At 50.6% G+C, this 24,053-nt stretch carries 19 protein-coding genes and 2 tRNA genes; 11 read left to right on the forward strand and 10 right to left on the reverse strand.

All coding sequences use genetic code 11. The features are described from left to right. Positions 1-313 precede the first annotated feature (313 nt). From OEL83_13235 to OEL83_13275, 9 genes are all read right to left on the reverse strand, one after another. Positions 314-1,834 carry an AMP-binding protein gene (locus tag OEL83_13235; GenBank protein MDK9708001.1) on the reverse strand — a complete coding sequence of 507 codons (1,521 nt, stop codon included), beginning with the start codon at positions 1,832-1,834 and terminating at the stop codon, positions 314-316. 159 nt (positions 1,835-1,993) lie between these two features. Then, positions 1,994-2,398 carry a universal stress protein gene (locus tag OEL83_13240; GenBank protein ID MDK9708002.1) on the reverse strand — a complete coding sequence of 135 codons (405 nt, stop codon included), beginning with the start codon at positions 2,396-2,398 and terminating at the stop codon, positions 1,994-1,996. Positions 2,399-2,485: 87 nt separating this feature from the next. Further along, entirely contained in the window at positions 2,486-3,304 is an 819-nt protein-coding gene (locus OEL83_13245) for an ABC transporter ATP-binding protein (protein MDK9708003.1), read from the reverse strand. Positions 3,305-3,451: 147 nt separating this feature from the next. Next, positions 3,452-4,681 carry an ABC transporter substrate-binding protein gene (locus tag OEL83_13250; protein ID MDK9708004.1) on the reverse strand — a complete coding sequence of 410 codons (1,230 nt, stop codon included), beginning with the start codon at positions 4,679-4,681 and terminating at the stop codon, positions 3,452-3,454. Between the two features lie 112 nt (positions 4,682-4,793). Beyond that, positions 4,794-5,888, reverse strand: a complete 1,095-nt coding sequence (locus OEL83_13255; protein ID MDK9708005.1) for a branched-chain amino acid ABC transporter permease — start codon at positions 5,886-5,888, stop codon at positions 4,794-4,796. Between the two features lie 2 nt (positions 5,889-5,890). Next, entirely contained in the window at positions 5,891-6,784 is an 894-nt protein-coding gene (locus tag OEL83_13260; GenBank protein ID MDK9708006.1) for a branched-chain amino acid ABC transporter permease, read from the reverse strand. Next, positions 6,781-8,709, reverse strand: coding sequence for an AMP-binding protein (locus tag OEL83_13265; GenBank protein MDK9708007.1), 1,929 nt, complete (start codon positions 8,707-8,709; stop codon positions 6,781-6,783). The genes OEL83_13260 and OEL83_13265 overlap by 4 nt, the downstream gene beginning before the upstream one ends. Positions 8,710-8,716: 7 nt before the next feature. Next, entirely contained in the window at positions 8,717-9,478 is a 762-nt protein-coding gene (locus OEL83_13270) for an ABC transporter ATP-binding protein (protein ID MDK9708008.1), read from the reverse strand. Positions 9,479-9,633: 155 nt separating this feature from the next. Beyond that, positions 9,634-11,214, reverse strand: coding sequence for a PAS domain S-box protein (locus tag OEL83_13275; GenBank protein MDK9708009.1), 1,581 nt, complete (start codon positions 11,212-11,214; stop codon positions 9,634-9,636). A 260-nt stretch (positions 11,215-11,474) separates the two neighbouring features. Here OEL83_13275 and OEL83_13280 point away from each other — a divergent pair, with 260 nt between their 5' ends. The 6 genes from OEL83_13280 to OEL83_13305 all read left to right on the forward strand — a co-directional run bounded on the left by OEL83_13280 (position 11,475) and on the right by OEL83_13305 (position 19,391). Further along, on the forward strand, positions 11,475-12,017 hold the full coding sequence (locus OEL83_13280; GenBank protein MDK9708010.1) for a helix-turn-helix domain-containing protein: 543 nt from the start codon (positions 11,475-11,477) through the stop codon (positions 12,015-12,017). A 96-nt stretch (positions 12,018-12,113) separates the two neighbouring features. Next, a complete protein-coding gene (locus tag OEL83_13285) occupies positions 12,114-13,550 on the forward strand; it encodes a thiolase domain-containing protein (protein MDK9708011.1) in 1,437 nt (478 codons plus the stop codon). A 31-nt stretch (positions 13,551-13,581) separates the two neighbouring features. Continuing rightward, complete coding sequence (locus tag OEL83_13290; GenBank protein ID MDK9708012.1) at positions 13,582-14,172, forward strand: hypothetical protein; 591 nt, start codon at positions 13,582-13,584, stop codon at positions 14,170-14,172. A gap of 157 nt (positions 14,173-14,329) precedes the next feature. Next, positions 14,330-15,976, forward strand: coding sequence for an AMP-binding protein (locus OEL83_13295; GenBank protein MDK9708013.1), 1,647 nt, complete (start codon positions 14,330-14,332; stop codon positions 15,974-15,976). A gap of 190 nt (positions 15,977-16,166) precedes the next feature. Next, positions 16,167-18,116 carry an acetoacetate--CoA ligase gene (locus OEL83_13300; GenBank protein MDK9708014.1) on the forward strand — a complete coding sequence of 650 codons (1,950 nt, stop codon included), beginning with the start codon at positions 16,167-16,169 and terminating at the stop codon, positions 18,114-18,116. A gap of 105 nt (positions 18,117-18,221) precedes the next feature. Beyond that, on the forward strand, positions 18,222-19,391 hold the full coding sequence (locus tag OEL83_13305; GenBank protein MDK9708015.1) for an isovaleryl-CoA dehydrogenase: 1,170 nt from the start codon (positions 18,222-18,224) through the stop codon (positions 19,389-19,391). Positions 19,392-19,486: 95 nt separating this feature from the next. Here the strand turns inward: OEL83_13305 and OEL83_13310 are convergent. After that, positions 19,487-19,571: transfer RNA gene (locus OEL83_13310), tRNA-Leu, on the reverse strand. Positions 19,572-19,792: 221 nt separating this feature from the next. Between OEL83_13310 and OEL83_13315 the strand changes: the two genes are divergently transcribed. The 5 genes from OEL83_13315 (at position 19,793) to OEL83_13335 (ending at position 23,823) form a co-directional block, all read left to right on the forward strand. Continuing rightward, complete coding sequence (locus tag OEL83_13315; GenBank protein ID MDK9708016.1) at positions 19,793-20,743, forward strand: thioredoxin domain-containing protein; 951 nt, start codon at positions 19,793-19,795, stop codon at positions 20,741-20,743. A gap of 4 nt (positions 20,744-20,747) precedes the next feature. Then, complete coding sequence (locus tag OEL83_13320) at positions 20,748-21,704, forward strand: PhoH family protein (protein MDK9708017.1); 957 nt, start codon at positions 20,748-20,750, stop codon at positions 21,702-21,704. A gap of 10 nt (positions 21,705-21,714) precedes the next feature. Beyond that, positions 21,715-22,911, forward strand: a complete 1,197-nt coding sequence (locus tag OEL83_13325) for a pyridoxine 5'-phosphate synthase (protein ID MDK9708018.1) — start codon at positions 21,715-21,717, stop codon at positions 22,909-22,911. Positions 22,912-23,017: 106 nt separating this feature from the next. Next, positions 23,018-23,105, forward strand: a tRNA-Leu gene (locus OEL83_13330). A 112-nt stretch (positions 23,106-23,217) separates the two neighbouring features. Then, positions 23,218-23,823 carry a class II aldolase/adducin family protein gene (locus tag OEL83_13335; GenBank protein ID MDK9708019.1) on the forward strand — a complete coding sequence of 202 codons (606 nt, stop codon included), beginning with the start codon at positions 23,218-23,220 and terminating at the stop codon, positions 23,821-23,823. Positions 23,824-24,053 lie beyond the last annotated feature (230 nt).

Here is a 24,053-nt window from a genome sequence, read left to right on the forward strand (position 1 = left end):
AGTTACTCACGTATTGATTTTCTTCAAAAATATCCCCTAAAAACAGGATATTTTGTTGCAGAGATATAGACAGATTTTTGATGGTTGTCAACAGGAATGGCCGCGAATAATGCCTCTCGCTCCCTCATTTTTGCCAAGCAAGGCCAAAAACTCGCAACGCGATCGCGGAAAGCTCATGGCGACACTAATAAATTCTTGGTAGGATAGCAAATCTCTCTTACTTGGTCTGTTTTTTCACCTAGGCTCGACAATTCATGACGTTTGCTTGGTTGGTGGCTGAAGAATGGGAGAGGAAAGCCCCCTCCTCTTGCGGTCAGCCTTTTCCATACAAAGACTTAACTGCCAGCCGATCAATCGACCCATCGGCCTTGTGTGGTAATTCGTTGACAAACTCAACATACTGCGGCTTTTTGAAACTAGCGATACGGCCACCGACAAAGCTGATAAGCTCCTGAGCGGTAAGGCTCTTGCCGGCATGTAACAGACAGACCGCCTTTATGCCCTCTTTCCATTTTGGGTCCGGGACGCCGATGACGACTGTCTTGGCCACTGCCGGATGCTCAAGAATGATCTTCTCTACCTCGGCTGGATAAACGTTTTCACCACCTGGCTTTATGAGCTCCTTTTCCGCCTTTCTTCCGGCGTAAAAGAGGAAACCGTCGACATCGAAACGGCCCAAATCACCGGTGTGATGCCATCCCCGGCGAAAGGTCCGGGCATTGTCATCAGACAATCCCCAGTATCCCATGAAGACCATCGGACCCTTCACAGCAATCTCGCCGACCTCACCCAGGGCAACCGGATTGTCTTGATCGTCGACGAGCTGAACGTCCGCCATCATAACAACTTTACCCGCGGAACCCGGCCGGTCGTTGTATTTGCCCAAAGTGGTAAGACAGGAGGTTTCTGTCTGCCCGTACATCACATAATATGCGCCACCTGTTTCTTCCTGATATTGCGTTATCGTGGCTTGGGTGCCAAGACCGACAACGGCCCGCAAGGTCCGCAGTGATCGGCTATCCTCGGTAGCAGCTTTCAACAGTGAATCGAGAATAGGTGGAAAATCAAAAAGCAGGCTCACCCTGCTTTCTTCTACCAGCTTCGCCGCGGCCTTCGCCTCAAATTTACTGATATTAAGATTAACCGCTCCGGCATGAAAGGAACTGACAGCCATGAAAAGCCCGGCCACATGAAAAAGCGGCAACAAATTCAGATGGACATCGTCGGCCTTCATAGCAAAAGAGGAGTTAAAGTGCATGCTGGCCAGAAGCAGGTTGCCATGACTCAGCAAAGCCCCCCTTGGACGTCCCGCGACAGCCGCCGTATGAATGATAACAAAGCCATCCCCTGTCGCCACATCGTTTTGCACAAACTGTCCCTGACAATCAAGGAGAGAAGCAAAGGCCTTCTGTCCTCCTAGATCCGCCTTCAAATTATAATAGGCAGTGACCGTCGGCATTTCAGTTTGCCGAGCCTGCAGTTGCGACTGAAACTCGCTGTCGATAAAGGCAATTTTTGCCTGGCAGTCGTTGAGGTTATAAATCATTTCCTCTGCCGACAAACGCCAGTTGACCGGCAAAACGATGGCCCCCAAAGCCGCGGCCGCCCCATATACCAAAAAGAATTCCAGGCTGTTTTTGCCGACAACTCCAAGACGATCACCCTTGGCGATACCAATTTTCGACAAGCCCAGAGCCAGCGAGTCCACCTTTTTTTTATACTCTGCAAAGGTTAGCTGCCGGCCGTCCTCGATTTCCTTCCAGCAAATGCGATTAGCGAAGGCAACGGAATTGCGCATGATAAGATCATAAAACGAAAAGTCATACAGTCCCATAAGAAGCATCTCCCGAATCTTTCAAGGAAATCAAGAAGGTTGAATATCGGCTTTTGGTCATAGCTCCGCTTATTCCCGCCGTTTTTTTGCCCTATGTTGGCCGGTGTGCGGTTCCACTTACCTCGGCAACGGAGGCCAAGGGCCGGATGGTAATCGTTGTTAGAGGAACAAGCGGTTCACACTTACAACCGGACAGGGCGCCTTGAGGATTATGTACTGAGCCGTTGAACCGAGCAAGAGTTTCTGGGTGCGAGATTTTTTCTCGATGCCGACATAAATCTGATCAATACCATGTTGTTCGGCAAAGCTCACCACGTCCTCTCCGGGAGACCGCCCTCGCGCCAATTGGAAGGTCTCACACTCCACACCTTTCTCCTTGAGAAAGTTTTCGGCAAAATTCAGATCTCGGCTCGTCTTATCGATTTCTTCTGGCTTTTCACTGCTCCCACCGCTCATTGAGGTAATAATATACACCTTAGCCCGAAATACCTCCGCATGGCTTCTTGCTAAGACGAGTGCTGCCTTCGCCTCTTCAGAACCATTAAAGCCCAGCAAATACTTCATCACATCCGCTCCATGTTAAAGCTGAGTTGAGCAGCTTGTCTGCTCGTACGAAACTTATCCCCTTGCGGTATAATACCCGATTTTTCCCTACATCCAGCGTTTACGCCTTTTATAGGACTTTACTTCCTTAAACGATTTTCTGCCCCCACCCTGGGTGATTCCCATATAAAACTCTTTAACATCTGGATTTTCCTGTAATTCTTTCGAAGGTCCCTCCAGAACGATCTTCCCGGATTCCATAATATAGGCGTAATCGGAAATACCCAATGCAATCTTGGCATTCTGTTCGACAACCAGGATGGTGGTGTTCATCTCCCTATTGATCAATTGAATATTGGCAAAGATTTCTTTGACAAGCAGCGGCGCCAGACCAAGCGACGGTTCATCGAGCATGAGCATCCGCGGCGAGGCCATGAGGGCTCTGGCAATGGCAATCATCTGCTGCTCTCCGCCGGAACAATACCCCGCCATCCGGTTGGTGATATTGGCAAGCCGGGGAAAGTGGGAATACATAAGGGCATGGTCATCCCGAATCTTCTGTGAACCGTCACGCCTGGTAATCGATCCCACCCGGATATTTTCGTCTACCGACAGATGCTTGAAAACCCGCCGGCCCTCCGGAACCATGACGGCGCCAAGCCTCACCACCTCGGTACCCAGCATATTGGTCACATCGGTACCACAAAACTTGACGTATCCTTCACGAATAAAGCCATTCTCCGGCTTCAGCAGCCCGCTGATTGCCCGCAGGGTGGTAGTCTTGCCGGCTCCGTTGGTCCCGAGCAGGGCAACGATACTCCCTTCCGGAACCTTCAGGCTCACTCCACGTAACACCTGGATAATATTGTTATATACTACCTCAATATTATTAACTTCCAGCTGGTTGTTCGTCTTTTTAGTGTCCATAAAATGGCTTTATAAAAATCCTTCGATTACTCCAGATCATCGCGGAGACACGACCATTCCCCCTTCCGCCATTTTTCAAGGGCCAAAGGCCATGAACAGCGAAAGAGGGAGTTCCTTTACCAGGAGCAGAACAACGCAGGTTTCCGGTTATTTAATCTTTGTCGTAAAGGTTGGAACAAACGGAGTTCCGGTCGATTTAAATGCACCATCCTTAACCATATAGAGCTGCAGGGTATCAACCCCGGCATGATCGGTTTTCGAAAAGGTAACCGGACCTACGGTCGTCCCAGGGGAAAAGGCCTTGTCGCCGTTCATCGCCAGAAGCTCTTCATAGAGATTGGCCTTGTTAATCTCTTTACCTTTGGCCTTGGCCCGCTTGATGAGTTCTGTGGCAACCTGGGCAACCATCATGCCATTGGCATAGTTGTGAGAGTTTGCCGCCTTGTCGTCGCGGTTATATTTCTTTGCAAGATCAAGCTGGGCGGTTGCTCCGGCACTTGGCTCATTGGTGACGATATAGGAGGTGGTCCAGTAAAAACTCTCCGCAGCAGGCCCTGCCAGTGCCACGAGATCATTACCACCGGTATAATGGCATCCCAAGAAGGTGAGCTTTCCAGCTTCGCCAAAGGTTTTTGCTGTAAGGCCAAGGCTACTGGCATCTTTCAGCATCGTCGCTACCGGTGATTGCACGGTTTGGCTGATAACGTACTGAACTCCCTTGCTGAGAAGGCGCTGCAGCATTGCGGTATTGTCGAGATCTTTACCATGCTCCACCACCTCAACTATCTCCATCTTCAGTCCGGCGGTGACTGCTTTTTGCAGGTCTTCGACAGGTCCCCGGCCAAAAGCGGAAGGATGAATAAAGAGGGCTACTTTCGGGACTCCGCCTTGATGTGTTTTAACGATATATTCGGCAAGACCGATTGCCTGCGCCGAATAGGAAGCTATCGGCAGAAAGATATAATTTGAATCGGTGAGATTGCCTGCATGAAAGGATGCGGGAAGAACCGGCATTTTCTCTTCCTCAAAATCTTTTTTCAGCGCCAGGGTGCTGCCAGTTGAATAGTTGAGATAAAAAACTATTCCCTGAGAAATGAAATCCTCGAAGTTCCGTTTGGTGATGTCATTGTTGTATTGGTCATCACGTATGACGCAATCGATCTTGTCATCACCCAACATCTTCGTATCGTTGACAAAGTTAAAATAATCCTCTACCCCCTTGGCATAAGGATTACCGGCATCGGAGGTAGGGCCGGTAATAGCTAAGGACAAACCGAGCTTATACACCTTGCCGGCGGCCTGCGCCTGTAAAGAAAGGGTAAGGGTGAAAACAGCTGCCAACAGGAATGCCCACGTACTTTTTGTATTCTCTTTCATTTTTCCTCCTTAGCATGAATTTTGTGCTGAGTGGATCACCTCGTTTGCCGGCTACGGATGACAAAAGCCCAAACATCTACCAAGCGCCGCTCGTGAAATGCCTTTATCCGGCCTAATATCTGAAAGGCCACAGCTTCACGTAGGATCGTGCTATCCGCCACCAATTGGCGATACCCCGCGGCTCAAACATTAAAAATAAAACAATCACCAGACCAAAACTGAGTGGTTTCAAGGCAGTGGCCAGATTGGTTGCAATGGTCAAGTGGTTTCCCACCCACTCTGATAGCCGCTCCACCTGAAGGTCGAGGAGCTTGATAGCCACCGGTCCCCAAAAGGAGCCATGTAAGGTCCCCAGTCCGCCGACGATGGCCATGGCCAGGAAGCTGATCGAATGGTGCAGGGTAAACGACTCAATTCCAACACCTCGGTACAGATAGGCGTGGAGTGCCCCGGCAACCCCCGCTAAAAACCCGGCCAGGCCGAAGGCGTAGACCTTGGTAAACCCGGGATGCATTCCCATGGCATCGGCTGCCCGGTCGTTATCTCGTACCGCTACAAGACAGCGACCGTAACGGGTGCGCAACAGATTGCGCACGGCAAACCCGCAGAGAACAATGAAAACTAAAATTGCGTAGTACCAAAAGGTGTAGTGTTGACTGCGGGTGACCTGGCCGGTCACCCAAGTCACGCGACTCACCGCGATTGTCTGGCCCTGATTAAAGAAATTCATAAAGTTGATGGTCCACTGAAAGATCATCTGGAAAGACAGGGTGGCAATCGCCAGATAGAGATGTTTCAGACGAAGGGCGGGCAAACCGACAATCGCCCCAAAAATTGCCCCCATACAACCGGCAACAAGGATCATCAGCGGCCAGGCGTGGGTCAGCAGGATGTGATTCTCACCCATCACCCTGGCAAAAGAAGCGATGGTATAAGCCCCAACGCCGACAAATGCTGCATGCCCAATGGAGATAAGGCCGGCAAAACCGGTAACCAGATTAAGGCCCATAACGGCAATCACCGCCACCAGGATATTGTCTATGACCAGCATGTACTTATTGTCGACCGAGACAACCAGCGGCCAGGCGAAGAGGCAGAGCAGCAGCAGGGCCATTGCCGTCCGGTCAAGGCTGGTAAAAAAGATTCTTTGTTCTTCTTTATAGGAAGTAAAATAGTTTCCCGTGGCAAGCCAACGATTCGATGACATAATTACACCCGTTCTATTTCATGGATGCCAAAGAGGCCATGGGGTTTAAAAAGGAGAATGACCAAGAGAACAATATAGGGCATGACCTCTCCAGTGCCGTTGAGTCCCCAATTGCCATCGAGATAGCCGCTGGCAAATTGTTGAATCAAGCCCATGATGATCCCCGCCACCACCGCCCCGAGAATCGAATCGAGCCCACCGAGGATAACGACGGGAAAGACGATGATGCCGAAGGCGTGGAGGGTGTCAAAATTAATGCCGGTGATATTACCGATAATCGCCCCGGCGGCAGCGGCACTGAGTCCGGCCATCGCCCAGGCCAGGCCAAAGACACGGGGTACGGAAATGCCTATGGACATGGAGGCCAGCTGATCGTCGGAGACGGCACGCATCGAGATACCGAGAGTCGACTTCTTAAAAAACCAGGAAAACCCGCCAATCATGGCAAAGGTGGTGATGACTCCGACCATCTGGGTCCAGGAAACCGATATACCGGCAAAGGTTATCGGGGTTTCCGGTAAAAAGTGGGGAAAGGAGAAATTCTCCGTGCCAAAGGGCGTCAAATAGATCAGCCCGTCAAGAATCGACATCAGGCCAATGGTTACCATGATAACCGAGATGATCGGCTCGCCGATCAATCGCCGCAGAAAGACCCGTTCGACACTCATGGCAAGGAAAAAGGTAATGACCATGCTCGCCAAGAAGGCGATATAAATAGGAATACCGACCCAAACCGTCAAGGCGTAGGTGATAAAGGCCCCGGCGGCAATGATCTGGCCGTGAGCGATATTCAAAACCCGGCTCGACTTGTAAATCAGTACAAAACCGAGGGCTGAAAGGGCATAGATCGATCCAACAACGATACCACTGACCACCAATTGAAAAAAATAGCTCATCGGTTCTCGTCCATTGTGTAAAAGCGGATGGTTGTATCGACCGTTGTTGTTTGGCCGTCCTGATACTGAAAGTGCGCCTCTACCCTTTTCTCTCTGACCTTTTCGTCATACAGGGCCTCGTACAGGTCCTCGTACTTCTCCCGGACAAACTTGCGACGGATCTTACCGGTCTTGGTCAACTCGCCGTCATCCATATCAAGCAGTTTATAGAGAATGGCAAAACGCCTAATCTTGAAATGGGGCTTCTCGGCATTTTCATTGATGTTTGCCACCGCGCCCCTGATCAGGTCGGCAACCTCGGGCTGCGCCGAAAGATCCATATAGGTACTGAAGGAGATCCCTCGGTCCTCAGCCCATTTGCCGACGACGATCGGATCAACATTGATAAGTGCGGCAACGAATTCGCGTTTGTCGCCAAAAATCACCGCCTCCTTGATGTACGGGCTGAATTTCAGGCGGTTTTCAAGGAACATCGGGCTGAACATCTCGCCATTACTATTGTGCATTACATCGGAAATCCGGTCAATTACCACCAAGTGGCCGTTGGCGTCGAGATATCCGGCATCACCGGAATGCAGCCAACCTCCTTCGAGCAACTCTTCGGTTTTTTCGGGAAGCTTGTAATATCCGGGAGTTACCGAAGCAGAGCGAGAGAGGATCTCGCCGCTTTCCGAGATACGGCATTCGGTGCCCGGCAGAGGCTTGCCGACCGTATCCGGCCGGACATCTCCGTCCCGGTGCATATAGGCAATGCCGACGATTTCCGTCTGGCCGTAAATCTGTTTGAGGTTGACGCCTATGGCCTGGTAGAAGGTGAAGAGTTCCGGACCAAGGGCAGCGCCACCAGTGTAGGCCCGGCGAATGCGGAGGAGACCGATCTGGTTGACCAGCGGACGAAAGATGATTTGTTTGCCGAGCCAGGCGAGAAAACGCAGTCTTCCGGGCATTGATTGGCCGGACATCCGATAGCCTGCCGCCTCTTCACCAATCTTCATGAAGTAGCCGTAGAGCTTGCGATTCAGCCAATACGATTCGTCGATCTTCAACCAGATCTGTGAGCGGATGGTTTCATAGATGCGCGGTGCACCGAACATGAAATGCGGACCGATCTCCTTCAGATCCTCCATGCTGGTTTCAACAGACTCCGGGAAATTCACGGCAATGCCGGTGGCCATGGCTACCCCAAAGGAATTCATCTGTTCGCCTATCCAGGCAAAGGGCAAAAATGACAGGTACTCGTCGGTATCCGCCAAGGGGTCAACCTTGGTGATCTGCAGGCCCATGTTGATATAATTGCGATGGGTCAACATCGCCCCTTTCGGCAGGCCGGTGGTCCCGGAGGTCAGGCAAAGATGACAGACGTCGTCGGGTTTCCCTGTGTCAACCAGGGATTCAAAGAGATTCGGCTCCTCCTGGTGGAGGTCGTGGCCCAGTTTATAGAGCTCATCGATAAACAGAAACCAGGGGTCGGTCTGGTATTCGCGCATGCCCCGGGGATCTTCGTAGATGACCCGTTTGACCTGAGGGATGGTGTCGCGGATTTCCACGATCTTGTCCACCTGTTCCTGATCATTGCAAAAAACAATGGTGACGCCGAGATAGTTGAGAATCCCACCGATTTCCGGCGGCAGGCTGGTTTGATAGATGGCCGAAGAAACACCGCCCACGGCCTGGGCACCGATGGCCATATACAGGGTTTCGGGGATATTATCGCTGATGATGGCAATCTTGTCGTCCTTTTGGAAACCGATCTTGCGCAGCCCCAGGCCGACCTTGCGAACCCGGTCGTAATATTGATTCCAGGTATAGTTATTCCAACACCCGAACTCCTTTTCCCGCAGGGCAACTTTATCGCCGGTCGCACCAACCCGCCACCTGAGAAGCTGAGGAATAGTGAACTGCATGAGATGATCTCTATTTTCCATAGGACAATCACTCCTCTCCTATATAGGCATCGATCACCTTTTGATTGGCGGCAATTTCCTGCGGGCTCCCGGAACCGATTACCGACCCAAAATCGAGGACATAAATCTGATCGGAGATATCCATCACCACGCCAAGATCGTGTTCGACAAGCACGACGGTTATCCCCCATTCTTTTTTTAAATCGAGGATAAAGCGGACAATATCTTCCTTCTCCTCAATGTTCATTCCGGCCATGGGTTCGTCGAGCAGGAGCAATTGCGGTTCAAGGGTTAGTGCCCGAGCAACCTCAACACGTTTTTGAACTCCGTAGCTGAGGTTGCCGACCGTCTTTTTGCGGTATGGTTCCAGCTCCATGAAATCGATTACCTTCTCCACATAGGCGCGGTTTTCCGCCTCCACCCGCGATGCCTTGCCAAAGTAGACGATGGCGTGGAGAATCGAGTATTTGAGATTCTGATGGCGGGCCAGAAGAAGGTTGTCGAGAACTGAAAGACCTCGAAACAACTCGAGATTTTGAAATGCTCGGGCTATTCCCATGGTGGAGATCTGGTGGGGCGACGCAAAGGTCAAGTCTCGCTGACCGTAGCGGATCGATCCTTGGGTGGGATGGTAAAATCCCGACACGCAGTTCAAAAGGCTGGTCTTTCCGGCACCATTAGGTCCAATAACCGAGGTTATACACCCGGGTTCAATGGACATATTGACATCTGTCAAGGCATTCAAGCCGCCGAAGGTAAGAGTAACATCTGAAACAGTAAGATGGGTCATAGAGTTCTCAGTATCAAATGATGAAACTGACTAATCGGCAGGACTCCCAACCAACAGCAACAGCCAAAACTCACTTGCTGTATCTCTAGGATACTAAAAACAAAGAGAAATTCAAGTTTATAAAATAGCGGTATAATAGCGGGCAAACACCACTATTATTCCATTGTCAAGAGATGGGAACGCAGGTTGATCTTTTGGTTTTTCAAGCCAAGTTTATCCCTGATATTAAAACGATGAAAAAGGATGGTGTTTTTCGATACAACAAGAATCTCAGCAATCTCCTTGTTGGTTTTGCCTTCTTTAATAAGACTGGCCACCCTGATCTCGACAGGGGTGAGATGGATCAACCCGGAAGCCATCTTACTAACAAAGGGTGAAATGATATTGTTGAGATTGGTTTCGAGGATTCTTGCCAAGGTCCTCTGCTGGGTGTCAAGGTGGCCATTCATAACCCGCTGCAGATAGGGTTTGACCAACTCTTCAACATTACGGAGCACCGCCTCTCCCAATTCCTTCTTGTCAACTTCCCTTTGGTGCAGCAAAACCCGCAGGGCGGTATTCACCTCTTCCAGGTGATGCGACTGGGCCTCCAATTCCTTCTCTCGTATTTTTAAAGCCTTTTCAGCCCGCTTCCGCTCCTCTATTTCCTGCTCCAGCTGAGTATTCGTTCGGGCCAACTCTGCAGTACGCTCAGCGACCAACTCCTCAAGAAGACCTTGATATCTATGCAATTCTTCCTCGGCTTTTTTCCGAGCACCGATATCACGCAAGGTAACGATAACCCCAAGCGGCTGGCCATCGCTGCCGGTATAAAGGGTTGAGCTGAGCTGCACATCAAGGACCTTGCCCTCGCGAGTCAGCCTCTTTGTCTCAAACAGACTGATTTTCTGGCCACTCTGCATTCGGCTGATTGCCTCTTTCGTTTCCGGCCAGCTTTCCTCGGGGACGAAATCGATTTGCTTACCCAGCAACTCCTCCCTGGACAGGTGAAACGTCTGCTCAAATGCCGGGTTAACGTAGGTCGCCATGCCCTGCATGTCATAGACGACGATCGGATCGGGAGAGGACTCTAGAAGCATTCGATAGCGTTCCTCACTGCCCCGCAACACCTCCTCGGTTCGTTTCCGTTCGGCCAGTTCATGGCTAACATCGGCATATAACCGTGATTTTTCCAGGGCGATCAAAGCCAGAGCGGCAAAACGTTCGAGAGTGGTAATATCCTCGCCACTGAATTGCCTGTCGACTTCCACATGGGCAAGACCAATAACCCCCACCATTTGATGGTCGTTTTTCAAAGGGATCCCGACAATCGAACGCAGTCCGTCGAGCACCTTGTCGGCAATCCGGCCGGGCCATGACTTGTAATCTTCCACCACCATCGGAGTTTCCGTCCGCCATACCCAGCCGCCCATGCCCTGACCAATGGTCACTCGCCGCCCCAGCTGGCTCTTGAAAAATCCCATACCAACAACCATTTGCATATATTCTTGGCCTGCCTCCAGCAGATAAATATAACCGTGGGTCGTGCCGCTGAGCGAAGCGGCCCGCTCAAGGATATTTTCCAGGAGTTCTTCCTTGCCAAGTTTATCGATGAGCCCAAGAGAGGTTTCATGCAAGGCCTCCAACGAGGCGTTTTGCCGGTGGAATGCAGCCTCAGCCCGTTTCAGTCGCTGGGATTCTCTTTGCAATTCTTCGACCAGCATCTCCAACTCTGCGTATGTAGGACGTGTATCCATAATTATGCGGTACCTGTTTTCTCTGTAAAAATTCTTCGCTACCGATGCATCTTCCCCGCCACCCAGTGCACCATCATTTGTTTATAATTGCAAGGTTGTCGCTATTGGCTAATTTCTTTCTGCTACTCCCTGGCGCGCCTAGACCGGCAAATTTCCCTGTTGACATTATATTAACATTATGGATAAGTAAATATTAACATATTGTATATATTTTGCGACTCTTGTTCGCTATAACCAGACGTACCAAACAATCACGACCCATGAACCTTGGAACCTTAATAAGAAAATGTCGTAAAGATCGCAAGTTAACGCTTAAAGCGGTTGCCGAGAAAGCCGGAATTTCCGAAGGTTTCTTAAGCCAGGTAGAAAATGCCGTCAATTCGCCTTCCGTTGACACCCTTATGCGGATCTGCAACGCCATAGGGGTTGACGCTGGCGGCCTCCTTTCCCAGGCCAGTAAGCAAGAGAAAAGCATTCTCATTAAAAAATCGGAATGGGACGACATAGATTTTTCCCACACCGGCTTTGTAACCCGGCGCTTTTTCCCACCGGAAACACGCAGCGTCATCGATTCAGCCATCCTGGTAATCGAACCGGGCAAATCAATTCCGGTACGGAAGAATATTAAAAACGGCCAGGAGGTCCTTTGTGTCCTCAAAGGAATGGTCGAATTGACCCTTGGTGGAGACACACTTTCCTTGGTTGATGGAGATTCCGTGCACTTTTTATCAAACCCCGACAACCAGAAGATCACCAACAAAAGTGACGCAAGCAGTTTTGTTTTATGGGTAGGAACGCTGTAAATGCAATTTCCTTTTAGTATCCGGCCATGGCAGTTTCGCTCAACGGCTTAACAAAAAAACCAGTAGGCAAACCATAACCAGGAAGGAGACAATGGCATGATAACGTTCAGCAAACAGCAATTGAAAATACCGAAACTGCTACGACCGGTATACCTGGTAACCGCCGGGCAATCGAAGTTTGACCGAGCCTTCCCGGATAAGCGCACCGAGGAACTGTGTATTGATGCCTTCACTATGGCGGCAAGGCTTCTCGATATCTCCCCTGCCGAACTCAAGAGATATATTCATACCTGCTACTACGGGCATTTTGCTGATCATTTCGGCGATCAACTCCTCGGCGAGTCGGTTATCCATGATCGGCTCGGCCTCGATCCACTCGGCAATGTCGGCGTAAAAACGGGTGGTGCTACCGGTGGTTCGACATTGTGGGAAGGGACAAAGGCCGTGGCCTCCGGCTACTCCGATTGTGTTCTGGTCATGGGCTGGGAGCGTATGGACGAGGTCCCAACCGATGAGGGGAACTTCCTCATCTCCTGTGCCGCCGATAAAGATTGGGAATCGCCTCTTGGCCACATTTATACCGGCTATTACGCGGTCATGGCCCAACGGTACTGGCAGATTTTCGGAAAATCAGAAGAGTCATTCCGAAGAACTCTCGCCGAAATCTCTGTAAAACACCATGGCTACGCGCGGTTTAATCCGTTCGCGCAATCGCCGATGAAGATCACCGTCGACGATGTCCTGAAATCGCCGGTAGTCGCCTACCCCCTGCGCGCCCTTGATTGTTGCCTGATGAGCGTCGGCGCCGCCTGTACCATTCTCTGCGATGAAGACACCGCCATCAAATTGACGAAAAACACCAAAAACAAGCCCCTGCGGATCTGGGTAGCCGCCGGCTCCCATTCCCTGCGACCCGCCGACCGACAGCACATGGCGATTCCGTTGCTGCCCAACGAAAGCCCCGACCAATACAAGGATCTGGGCGAGCGATTCCCCGGGGGAGAGCGCTATCCGGGTTTCACCGGTTTTCTTGCCGCCAGGATGGCCGCCTATTACGGCTATGGCATGACCGGAATCACCAATCCGACCGAAGATCTTGATGTCGTAGAACTGCACGACGCCTTCACTATAAGCGATGTCCAGACCTATGAAGATATCGGTATCCGTCCGTATGGCTACGGCCGGGATTATGTCGAGTCAGGCGACTGTTACCATACCAATCCCCATACCGGCAAACCCGGCAAACTGCCCTCCAACCTCTCCGGTGGCCTGATCGGCTGCATGCACTCCGTCGGTGCGACCGGCATAATGCAGACCCTCGAGATTGCCTCGCATATTTGGAACCGCTGGGAAGAGATCCATGGCGACGAAAAGACCTGGAAACAGTTCAACCGGAAAAAGCCCGCCGACTGGACCAATCTGCAGGTACTTGGCGCCAAGAGGGGTATGGCCATAAGCCATGCCGGAGTGGGTTCACATGTCACCTCAACCATCCTCATGGACCCTGACCATCTCATCAAGAAAGACGCCTAGCCCCGGTTTACGGCATAAAAGGAGATATAACATGAGTACCTTCGGACAGGTTTATGTCAAAAATAATCAGTACAAGCTTAAAGGTTCATTCCATCATCTCACCGCCAACACGCCTATTCGTAACGCCGACGATGGTTGGAAACTACTCGGCGTCACCAACCCGCGAGATATGACCTTTATTCACTCCTATGGCGGCGAGGCAATTTTTTTTGAATCGCTGAGCCAGGGCAAACTGATGGCCAGCCGGTGCGACAGCAAGGGCTGTGATTCGCAGGGCACCATCTACCAGCCATTCCGCATCCATTGCCCGGACTGCCTTGGCAAAAATACCGTCCTCGATATGACCGAAAAAGCCAAGAAAACTGCGCGAATTCATACATTTATGGTCTGCGAGCGATCGGGGGCCTTCAACTCCCTCGATAAACCGATCAAATTCATCAACATTGAATTTGATGGCGTGGCGACCATCTTAATGAGTTATTTGAGCCTCGGCGAGCCGTCCTTTGGTATGCGGGTGCTACCCATATTTAAAACCAGCGGGCCAACTTTCACTATTCTCGACCTTTCTTGGGTTCCGGAAGGGACAAAAGCTGAACAACTCCCGGAGGGGTTCAGTTTTTAGTGGACATGCGGCTTGATCGGGCGGTAAAAGATCCTCTTTGGCACAAATTGGCGGGGTTCTCAGCATATATACCATCCATTTCTGATCTCCTCGCCATGAAATTTTGTCTGAGATATCTCTCGGGCAACAGTTATTATTTCCTGCTAAGGAGGATCAAGTGAATAAGCCAAGCATTGCAATCGGCACAACAACCATCGGTAGTGTTGTAGATAATTTGGCGGAAAATTTTGGGGACAACATCGGCCTCGAGTACCATTCCCTGGATATCAGGAAAAACTGGAGGCAACTGCGGGAGAAGTATGACGAGGTCGCCAAAGGATTGATGGCCCTTGGTATCGCCAAGGGAGACAAGGTGGCAATCTGGGCCAACAACGTCCCTGAGTGGGTATACACACAATATGGCAGTGCGCGGATGGGTGCGGTCTTGGTAACTGTCAACACCAACTATCGCAGCAGCGAGCTTGAATACCTTTTAAAGCAATCCGATGCAACTACGATAATCCTCATCGGTGGCATTAGAGAGCCGGACGATTATCTCAAGGTATTAACCAAGGTTTGCCCGGCCATCAGTGACAGCCAACCGGGGCAACTCAATTGCGATAAGCTGCCATTTTTGAAAAACGTTATCTATCTCGGCAAAGAAAAGGTAGCCGGAATGTATAACTGGGATGATGTCATGGAAATGGGCAAGAAGATATCTGACGCAGAGCTCAAGACCCGCCTCGATTCGCTTTCCCCCGACGACGTCATCAATATGCAGTACACCTCCGGAACGACCGGTTTCCCCAAGGGTGTAATGCTTTCCCACACAAACCTGATTGGCAATGCCATGAGCATGGCTGAGTGCATGAAGCTCTCCACCGCTGATGCGATGTGTATCCCCGTGCCCTTCTTCCACTGCTTCGGTTGTGTTATCGGCACTCTGGTCTGCACGGTTTCCGGCTCGACCATGGCACCTGTGGTAGCCTTCTCGCCGGTGGGTGTCTTAAAAACCGTTGAGGCCTCCAAGTGCACCGCCCTTCTCGGCGTACCAACCATGTTCATCGCCGAGTTTGAGGAGATGGATAAAAATCACTACGACACCTCAAGTCTCAGGACAGGCGTCATGGCGGGATCCACCTGCCCGGTGGAGGTTATGAAGCGGGTTATCAAAGACATGGGGGCAAACGAGATGACCATTGTCTATGGTCAAACCGAGTCCTCCCCCGGAATAACCCAGACCCGTGACCAGGATTCGCTGGAATTAAAGACAACGACCGTCGGCAAGGCCCTGCCCAACGTCGAGGTGAAAATCGTCAATCCGGAGACGGGTCGCGAGGTCCCTATCGGCCAGCAGGGCGAACTGTGCACCAGGGGCTACCATGTCATGAAAGGCTACTATAAGATGGCCGAGGCAACCAAGAAGGCAATCGATGCCGACAACTGGCTCCACACCGGCGACCTGGCGATCATGGACGAAAACGGCTATTGCAAGATCACCGGCAGAATCAAAGACATGATCATCCGCGGTGGCGAGAATATCTACCCCCGCGAAGTAGAGGAATTCCTCTACACTAATCCGAAGGTAAAAGATGTGCAGGTAGTCGGTGTTTCAAACGAAAAATATGGGGAAGAAGTAGCTGCCTTCATTCAGCTCAAACCTTCTCAAAAGGCCACCGGGGAGGAGATTATCTCCTTCTGCAAAGACCAGATATCATACTATAAGATCCCGAAACACATCTTTTTCGTGAACGAATATCCGACAACTGCCAGCGGCAAGATTCAAAAATACAAACTGCGGGAGATTGCCGAAACGCAATTGTAAATCTCCCTGCAACCACATCAACTGTACCTGATGGCAAACAGATAGTCGTTGCCACCCCAGGAGGACATGGGAATGGCAACGACTTCAGAATAACGCTGGACAAAGAAAGGAAACGGCGAACAACGAAATAGCACAACAAGATCCTCAGAATGGAAACATAAATTTCTCATACACAGAGAAGAGGAAGACCATGCTCAAACCATTATGGGTACCATCGGAGCGACGAATCAAGGATTCCAATATGTACCGGTTCATGGATACCGTGAACCGCAGACATGGAACACAATTCACCGATTATGATGGGCTATATCAGTGGTCGGTCGCCAACATTGCCGCATTTTGGGCAGAGCTCTGGGATTTTGCTGAGATACAAGCTGAAAAAAAATACGATCAGGTAGTCGATGATCCGTACAAAATGCCCGGCGCCCAATGGTTTACCGGTAGCCGTTTGAACTTTGCCGAAAACCTGCTGCGCTATCGCGATGACCATATAGCCCTGATATTTAAAGGTGAGGATGTGGTTCGCAGAACCCTCACCTACAGTGAACTTTTCGCGGCAACCGCCAAGCTTGCTGCATCGCTCCGTAAGGCCGGGGTCGTCCCTGGGGACCGGGTTGTCGGCTTTATACCGAATATGCCCGAAGCAATTGTTGCCATGCTCGCCGCAACCAGTCTTGGGGCAACTTGGTCGTCCTGCTCCCCCGATTTTGGTATCAAAGGAGTGCTTGACAGATTCGGCCAAACCAAACCAAAGGTTCTCTTCACCGCCGACGGCTATTATTTCAAAGGGAAGCCTCTCGACTGTCTGGCCAAGGTTTGCGGCATCGCCAAAGAAATCCCCTCGCTAGAAACCATTGTCGTAATTCCTTACATCAACAATAATCCGGAACTGCAATCCCTTCCCAAGGCCACTCTCTATCCCGATTTCACGGACAATAATGCAAATGAGATCGCATTTACGCAATTGCCCTTCGACCATCCGCTCTACATCATGTACTCATCCGGCACGACCGGCCTGCCGAAATGCATGGTGCAAAGCGCCGGAGGGGTTTTACTGCACCAATTAAAGGAACTTCTTCTCCATACCGACCTGAAGCGACAAGACACTATCTTCTACTTCACCACCTGCGGCTGGATGATGTGGAATTGGCTGGTGACCTCCCTAGCCGTCGGGGCAACCCTGGTATTGTATGACGGCAATCCCTTTCACCCGGCAGCAGACGCCCTGTGGCGAATGGCCGAAGCAGAAAAAATCACCGTCTTTGGCACCAGCGCAGGATATATCGCCGCACTGAAAAATGCCGGTGTCAAGCCTGGAAAAACTTTCGAGCTGCCGCACCTGCGAACCCTCCTCTCCACCGGTTCCCCGCTTTCCAAAGAGGATTTTCATTTCATCTATCAGGAAATAAAGGCAGACCTGCAACTTGCCTCGATCTCCGGAGGCTCCGACCTCAATGGCTGTTTTGCCCTTGGCAATCCGCTGGGGCCTGTATACGAGGGCGAACTCCAGTGTCGCGGACTCGGCATGAAAGTCTTTGCCTACAACGAAGACGGTGAGCCCGTTGTCGGCCGGCAGGGTGAGCTGGTGTGCACGGCGGCCTTCCCCTCCATGCCCATCTATTTTTGGGATGATTCGAACGGGAAAAAATATCATTCCGCCTATTTCGACAGGTTTCCCGGCATCTGGACGCACGGTGACTTTATCGAGGTCACCGAACGGGGCGGCCTTATCATGTACGGCAGGTCCGACGCCACCCTCAACCCCGGTGGAGTCCGGATCGGTACGGCGGAGATCTACCGCGTCATTGAACAGATCGATAGGATTGCCGACAGTGTCGTAGTCGGCCAGGAATGGCAAGGGGATATCAGAGTCATTCTCTTTGTAAAAATGAAGGAGGGCTGCGACCTTACCGATTCCCTACGCGACGAGATCAAAAAGGCTATCAGACTTAATGCCTCACCTCGCCATGTCCCGGCAAAAATTCTGCAGATTCCCGATATTCCGTATACCCTTAATATGAAGAAGGTCGAGCTTGCCGTCCAAAAAATAATCCATGGACGCGAGGTTAAAAATAAAGATGCTCTGAAAAATCCCGAGGCTCTCGACTATTTTGCTGGAATCGTAGAGCTATCTTCCTAAACAGTGTAGTTGTGTCGGTAATTGGGAATGAGATGTACGCCGTACCATGATCGTTGAACAGTTTGCCGGTTCACCACTTCACATCCTCTCAACAGGGAGAAAACCATGAAATTATTTTCTCTTTTGAATTTTGGCCTGGGTGAAACTGCCGATCTTTTACGCAATTCGGTTCGAGATTTCGTCGACGCGGAGATTGCTCCGCTTGCGGCGGAGATCGACCGCAACGATTTCTTTCCCCCTGAGCTGTGGCGAAAGATGGGGGAAATGGGCCTTCTTGGAATTACCGTTCCGGAAAGTTACGGCGGTGCCGAAATGGGCTACCTCGAACATGTCATCGCCATGGAGGAGATCAGCCGCGGCTCGGCCTCAGTTGGTCTGGCTTACGGGGCCCATTCCAATCTCTGCGTCAATCAACTGAAACTGAACGGCACCGAGGAGCAAAAACAACGCTATCTGCCAAAGCTCATTTCCGGCGAACACATCGGGGCCCTGGCCATGAGTGAGGCAGGATCTGGTTCTGACGTCGTCAGCATGCGTCTTTCCGCAGTCAGACAAGGCGACAGCTATATTCTCAACGGCACGAAGATGTGGATCACCAATGGTCCGAATGCCGATGTCCTGGTCGTCTACGCCAAAACCGCACCGGAGAAAAAACATCAGGGGATAACGGCTTTCATCGTGGAAAAGACCATGCCCGGCTTCTCAACCAGCCCAAAGCTGGACAAGCTCGGTATGCGGGGCTCTCCTACCTGTGAACTGGTTTTTGATAACTGCGCTGTTCCGGCGGAGAATATTCTCGGCAGATTAGACAGAGGCGTTGAGGTGTTGATGAGCGGCCTGAACTATGAACGGCTGGTGCTTACCGGCGGTCCTTTGGGAATTATGTGTGCCTGTATGGAGGTGGTGCTTCCTTACATCCATATGCGGCGCCAGTTCGGCCGGGCGATCGGTGAATTCGAACTGATGCAAGGCAAGATCGCCGATATGTACGCGACCTGGAACGCCTGCAAGGCTTATACCTATACAGTAGCCAAGGCGGCTGACAGCGGCGGCAATATTCGTAAGGATTCTGCCGCGGTGATTCTCTACGCGGCCGAGAGAGCGACCTGGATGGCCCTTGAGGCAATTCAGTGTTTGGGTGGTAATGGCTACATCAATGACTACCCCACCGGCCGGCTTCTTCGTGATGCGAAACTCTACGAGATCGGCGCAGGCACCAGCGAAATCCGCCGCATGCTGATAGGCCGGGAACTCTTTAAAGACACTGAGGCTTAAACGCTCGGTGCGATGAGAATTGCCAGTGCCTCGGCAATCCCCCTAGCAATAAAAAAAGGGGTTAGCTATTTCTAGCTAACCCCTTGAATTTTTACTGGTGCGAAGAGAGAGACTCGAACTCTCACAGGTTTCCCCGCCAGATCCTAAGTCTGGTGCGTCTACCAATTCCGCCATCCTCGCAAAATAAAAACATCCAAACCGTCGAGAAGAGATAATTCACCGAAGCTATGTCGTCAAGCCCGGATCCATCCAACTCGAAAGTCTCCCTATAAAAAGTTGCTATAAATACCATTTTGAATAAATCGTTACCAGATCTTTTTCCACCACCACCTCGATTTTCCCAGGTTAAATAAGGATGATCCATTTTCGGATAGGGGGCATGCTTGCGAAAACCCACGGGAGTGACTATTATTGAGCGGTTAATTACACCGTACTCGCACTATAACTCTTCAAAATTAACATGTTATGAGGACATTATGAAATTCTCCGGATTGTATGTGTGCTGCATGGCAGCTCTTCTCATCGGCTCAGGGGCCAACGCCCTCACCATGCCGGAGAGTGGACAGGATAAAAGGGTTGAATGGAAAATCCAGCAAACGTGGCCTATTGCAGGGAAATCCCTGGCGATGGTGAACTCGCTGGACGGGAAATTCGCTTTTATTCTCAACGATAAGCAACAGGTGCAAGTTTTCAATAATCAGGGGCAGCTCCAAGGAAGTATCCCTGTAGAAGAAGGTGTCTCGGCAATTGATATCTCCCCCCAGGGAGAGGTGTTGTACCTTATAAATAATGCCACTCAATCGTTCACTTCAGTTGCCGTGTCCTTTGTTGTTGATGTTGATAGCACCGGTTCTCCATTTAAAGGCCCGGCTGAAGCACCTGTCAATATAGTTTTGTTCACTGATTTCGAATGTCCGTATTGCCGTCAGATTATCCCACTTCTCGACGAAGTACTTGAAAAAAATCCGAAAAATGTCAAACTGACCTTTAAAAACATGCCATTGAAATTCCACAAACTTGCTGAACCCAGCGCCAAGGCAGCGCTCGCCGCTCATGAGCAGGGGAAGTTCTGGCCTTTTCACGACAAGTTATTTGCCGAAAAAAAGTTAGCAGAAGATACTATCAAAAAGACCGCTACTGCTCTCAATCTTGATATTGCGCGGTTTGAAAAAGACATGGAATCACCCAAAATTCAGAACAAGCTCCAGAAAGATATCCTCGATGCCCAGAATGCCGGAGTAACCGGGACACCAACTCTCTTTATCAATGGCCGCGCCCCCCGGCAACGAAGCCTTGAAGGGATCCAGGCTATTATTGACGATGAATTGCAAAAATTGACTAAAAAGCCGTGATTGCATGAACGCCGATATTATAGAAAGGGAGCTTACCTTTATAGATAATGCCAAGGCCTGCTCCCTCTATGGCGCTCTCAACAAAAATCTGCTCGCCATAGAAAAGTGCTCGGGGGTGACGATTCATGCGCGTGGAACCAATCTGCGCATTGTCGGCATGCCCCACGAGGTAGAACTGGTAGAGGGCCTTCTCAGCCAACTCTACGAACTGGTTAACCGAGGATATCCTGTTTTTAGCTCCGATTTTGCCTTTGGCCTGAAAATCCTTGAATCCACCCCCAACGCGCGACTCGATAGAATCTTTCTCGACAAGGTCTATGTAACGACCCAAAATCGCGTGATATCACCAAAGACAAGGAACCAAAAATCCTATATCGATGCCATTCGTGACAACGATATTGTCTTTGGAATAGGACCGGCCGGCACCGGTAAGACCTATCTTGCCGTGGCCATGGCCGTGTCCGCCCTCACCACCGGCCAGGTCAAATCCATCATCCTCACCCGTCCAGCGGTGGAGGCCGGTGAAAAACTCGGCTTTTTACCGGGAGATGTGGCCCAGAAAGTAAACCCGTATCTTCGCCCCCTGCACGATGCCCTCAATGATATGCTTGGTCCCGAGAAGGCCGGAACCCTCATCGAACAGGAAGTTATCGAGATAGCTCCCCTTGCCTTTATGCGCGGCCGGACACTCAGCAACGCCTTTATTATCCTCGACGAAGCACAGAATACCACCCGCGAGCAGATGAAGATGTTTCTGACCAGGATCGGCTTTGACTCCCGGGCGGTAATAACCGGCGATACCACCCAAGTCGACCTGCCGATGAAGAATCAGTCCGGTCTCCTCCAAGCCAGGAAGATCCTCGGCAACATTGACGGCATTAGGTTCTGCTCATTTTCCAAAGAAGATGTGGTCCGTCACCCATTAGTCCAACAGATTATCAACGCTTACGAAAAGCAATAAGGCCTATTGCATGCCGACCCAACTAACCAGCCACTACCGCTCCCCTGATCACCCTGGTTTGGAGCGGTTGCTCATCAAACTGGCCAATCGTCTCCTTAAAGAATGCGGTGTCGCTGATCACACCCTCAGCATCCTTTTGGTAGGTGACGAGGAGATGACCCAGCTGAACAGTCAGTACCGTAACAAGAACCAGCCAACCAACGTCCTCTCCTTCCCAATTGCCGACGGAGCTGACGCATCACTTGCCACCTTACCGATAAAGGAGCTCGGTGATATCGTCATCTCTATCGATACCGCCATCCGGGAATCGATCCAATATGGCCAATCATTGCAACAGCGCACAACATGGCTGCTTGTACATGGCCTGCTCCACCTGCTTGGCTATGATCACGAACGCTCAGCAGTTGAAGAGACAAAAATGCTGGCCAAAGAAAATGAGCTGCTCAACAGGATAGACACCTTCAGGAGAACTAGAATGACCAAACTTGCCATCAATGTTGATCATGTTGCTACCGTCCGGCAGGCTCGAAGAATCGCGGAACCAGATCCGGTTGCTGCAGCATCTATCTGTGAAATAGCTGGGGCCTCGGGGATTGTCGTCCATCTGCGCGAGGACCGACGGCATATTCAAGATCGAGACGTTGTTTTACTCCGCCAAACCATCAAAACTAAATTGAACCTGGAGATGGGCGCGAACAAAGATATCATCGCCATAGCTCTTGATATCAAACCCGATTTCATCACCTTGGTCCCTGAAAAGCGTGAGGAATTAACCACGGAAGGTGGTCTCGACATCGTTCGGCAGCAAGCAAAAATTGCCAAAGTTGTTGAGAAAATGACCTCAGCGGCAATTCCGGTGTCAATTTTTGTCGATCCCGACCCAAAACAACTGGCGGCAGCCAAGAAGATCGGTGCGACCTTTGTTGAGCTGCATACAGGTCGATACTGTGATGCCATAAATGAGGCGGCGCGCGACCATGAATTTGACCTTCTCGTGGCGGCAGCGGAAGAGGCCTCCCAGATGGGACTCCGGGTCTGCGCCGGGCATGGCCTCGGCTACCATAACACAGCGGCCATTGCTTCTATCGGTGCAATCGAAGAACTCTCCATCGGCCATGCGATTATTGCTCGTTCCATCTTTACCGGCTTGGATCAGGCAGTCAGAGATATGCTCGCCATAATCCGTCAGGCCGATATGCTGTTGTAACAAGTATTATCCAACCAGCCAACTGCCTCCAGATTCCTGCCCAGTTTCTACTGATCTGGATTGACAATGGAGATTATGGTATGTTAAAAGCACTCTACTTCTAAAGGCCTGGATGGTGGAACCGGTAGACACCCGAGACTTAAAATCTCGTGCTCCTTGTGGGCGTGCGAGTTCGACTCTCGCTCTAGGCACCATTTTTTAAAGGGGATTCAGAGATTTTTCTGAATCCCCTTTTTTATTGCTAAATATGTTTATTGCTTTTGATGATAAAGCAATTATCCCAGCCAATACGACAGTTGATATATCATGGAAAGATATAAAGGCGTGAAATTCAATTACAAACAAGTTGCCAAATCGTTCACGACTGCGCAGGAGCCTCTGCTTCAACTTAATCGATGGGCATATCTCTTTTCGCAGCTAGGTCTCACCCCTGTTCACTCTGAAGGAGCTTATGGCAACCACTCCTACCGGACCGGATCCTCATCATTTATCATAACAAAATCCGGTATGGTACCGACAGAAGATGTTGATGAAGACAGTTTTGCGCATATCATCGCTTTCGAAAATTCCGCAAACTGCTTTCTTTTTGAAGGCCCATCGATTCCTTCTTCAGAAACCTTGCTACACGGCCTCATCTACACGTCCAGTCCCTACATCACAGCCATTCTCCACGGCCATTGCAGCTTGTTTCTGAAATATGCTACGGCTCTAGACTTACCCATTACCAGAACCTTCCATCCATACGGCACACGGGAACTGGCTGAATCGGCTCTCGATATTATAAATACATCAACCCGGTTTTTCATTCTTAGAGACCATGGCTTTGTTGCTTTGGGTGAAAGTATGGAGGAAGCAGGAAATTTAACGCTTGATATACTCACCAAGCTCCTTCAACTCATACAAAAAAGGTAGCTTTGATTGAGAACTGACACTTTTGTTTATTATCATTCAGAAGTAAAAAACGGCAAATCAGCTGCATAGGATTGAGCATCCAATAAATCATTTCCCTTGATCATTTTTCTTCTTGACGGTCCGGGACGAATCAAGTAGTTTGCCGCGGACTTGAGCGAGGGATGATTCTGGTGTTTAGGAATAAGGCATTAGGATCATGGTTAAAAATCGTTTAGGAATGGAAGTTGAGA

This window comes from Desulforhopalus sp., assembly GCA_030247675.1.
In the GTDB taxonomy this organism is placed as follows: domain Bacteria; phylum Desulfobacterota; class Desulfobulbia; order Desulfobulbales; family Desulfocapsaceae; genus Desulforhopalus_A.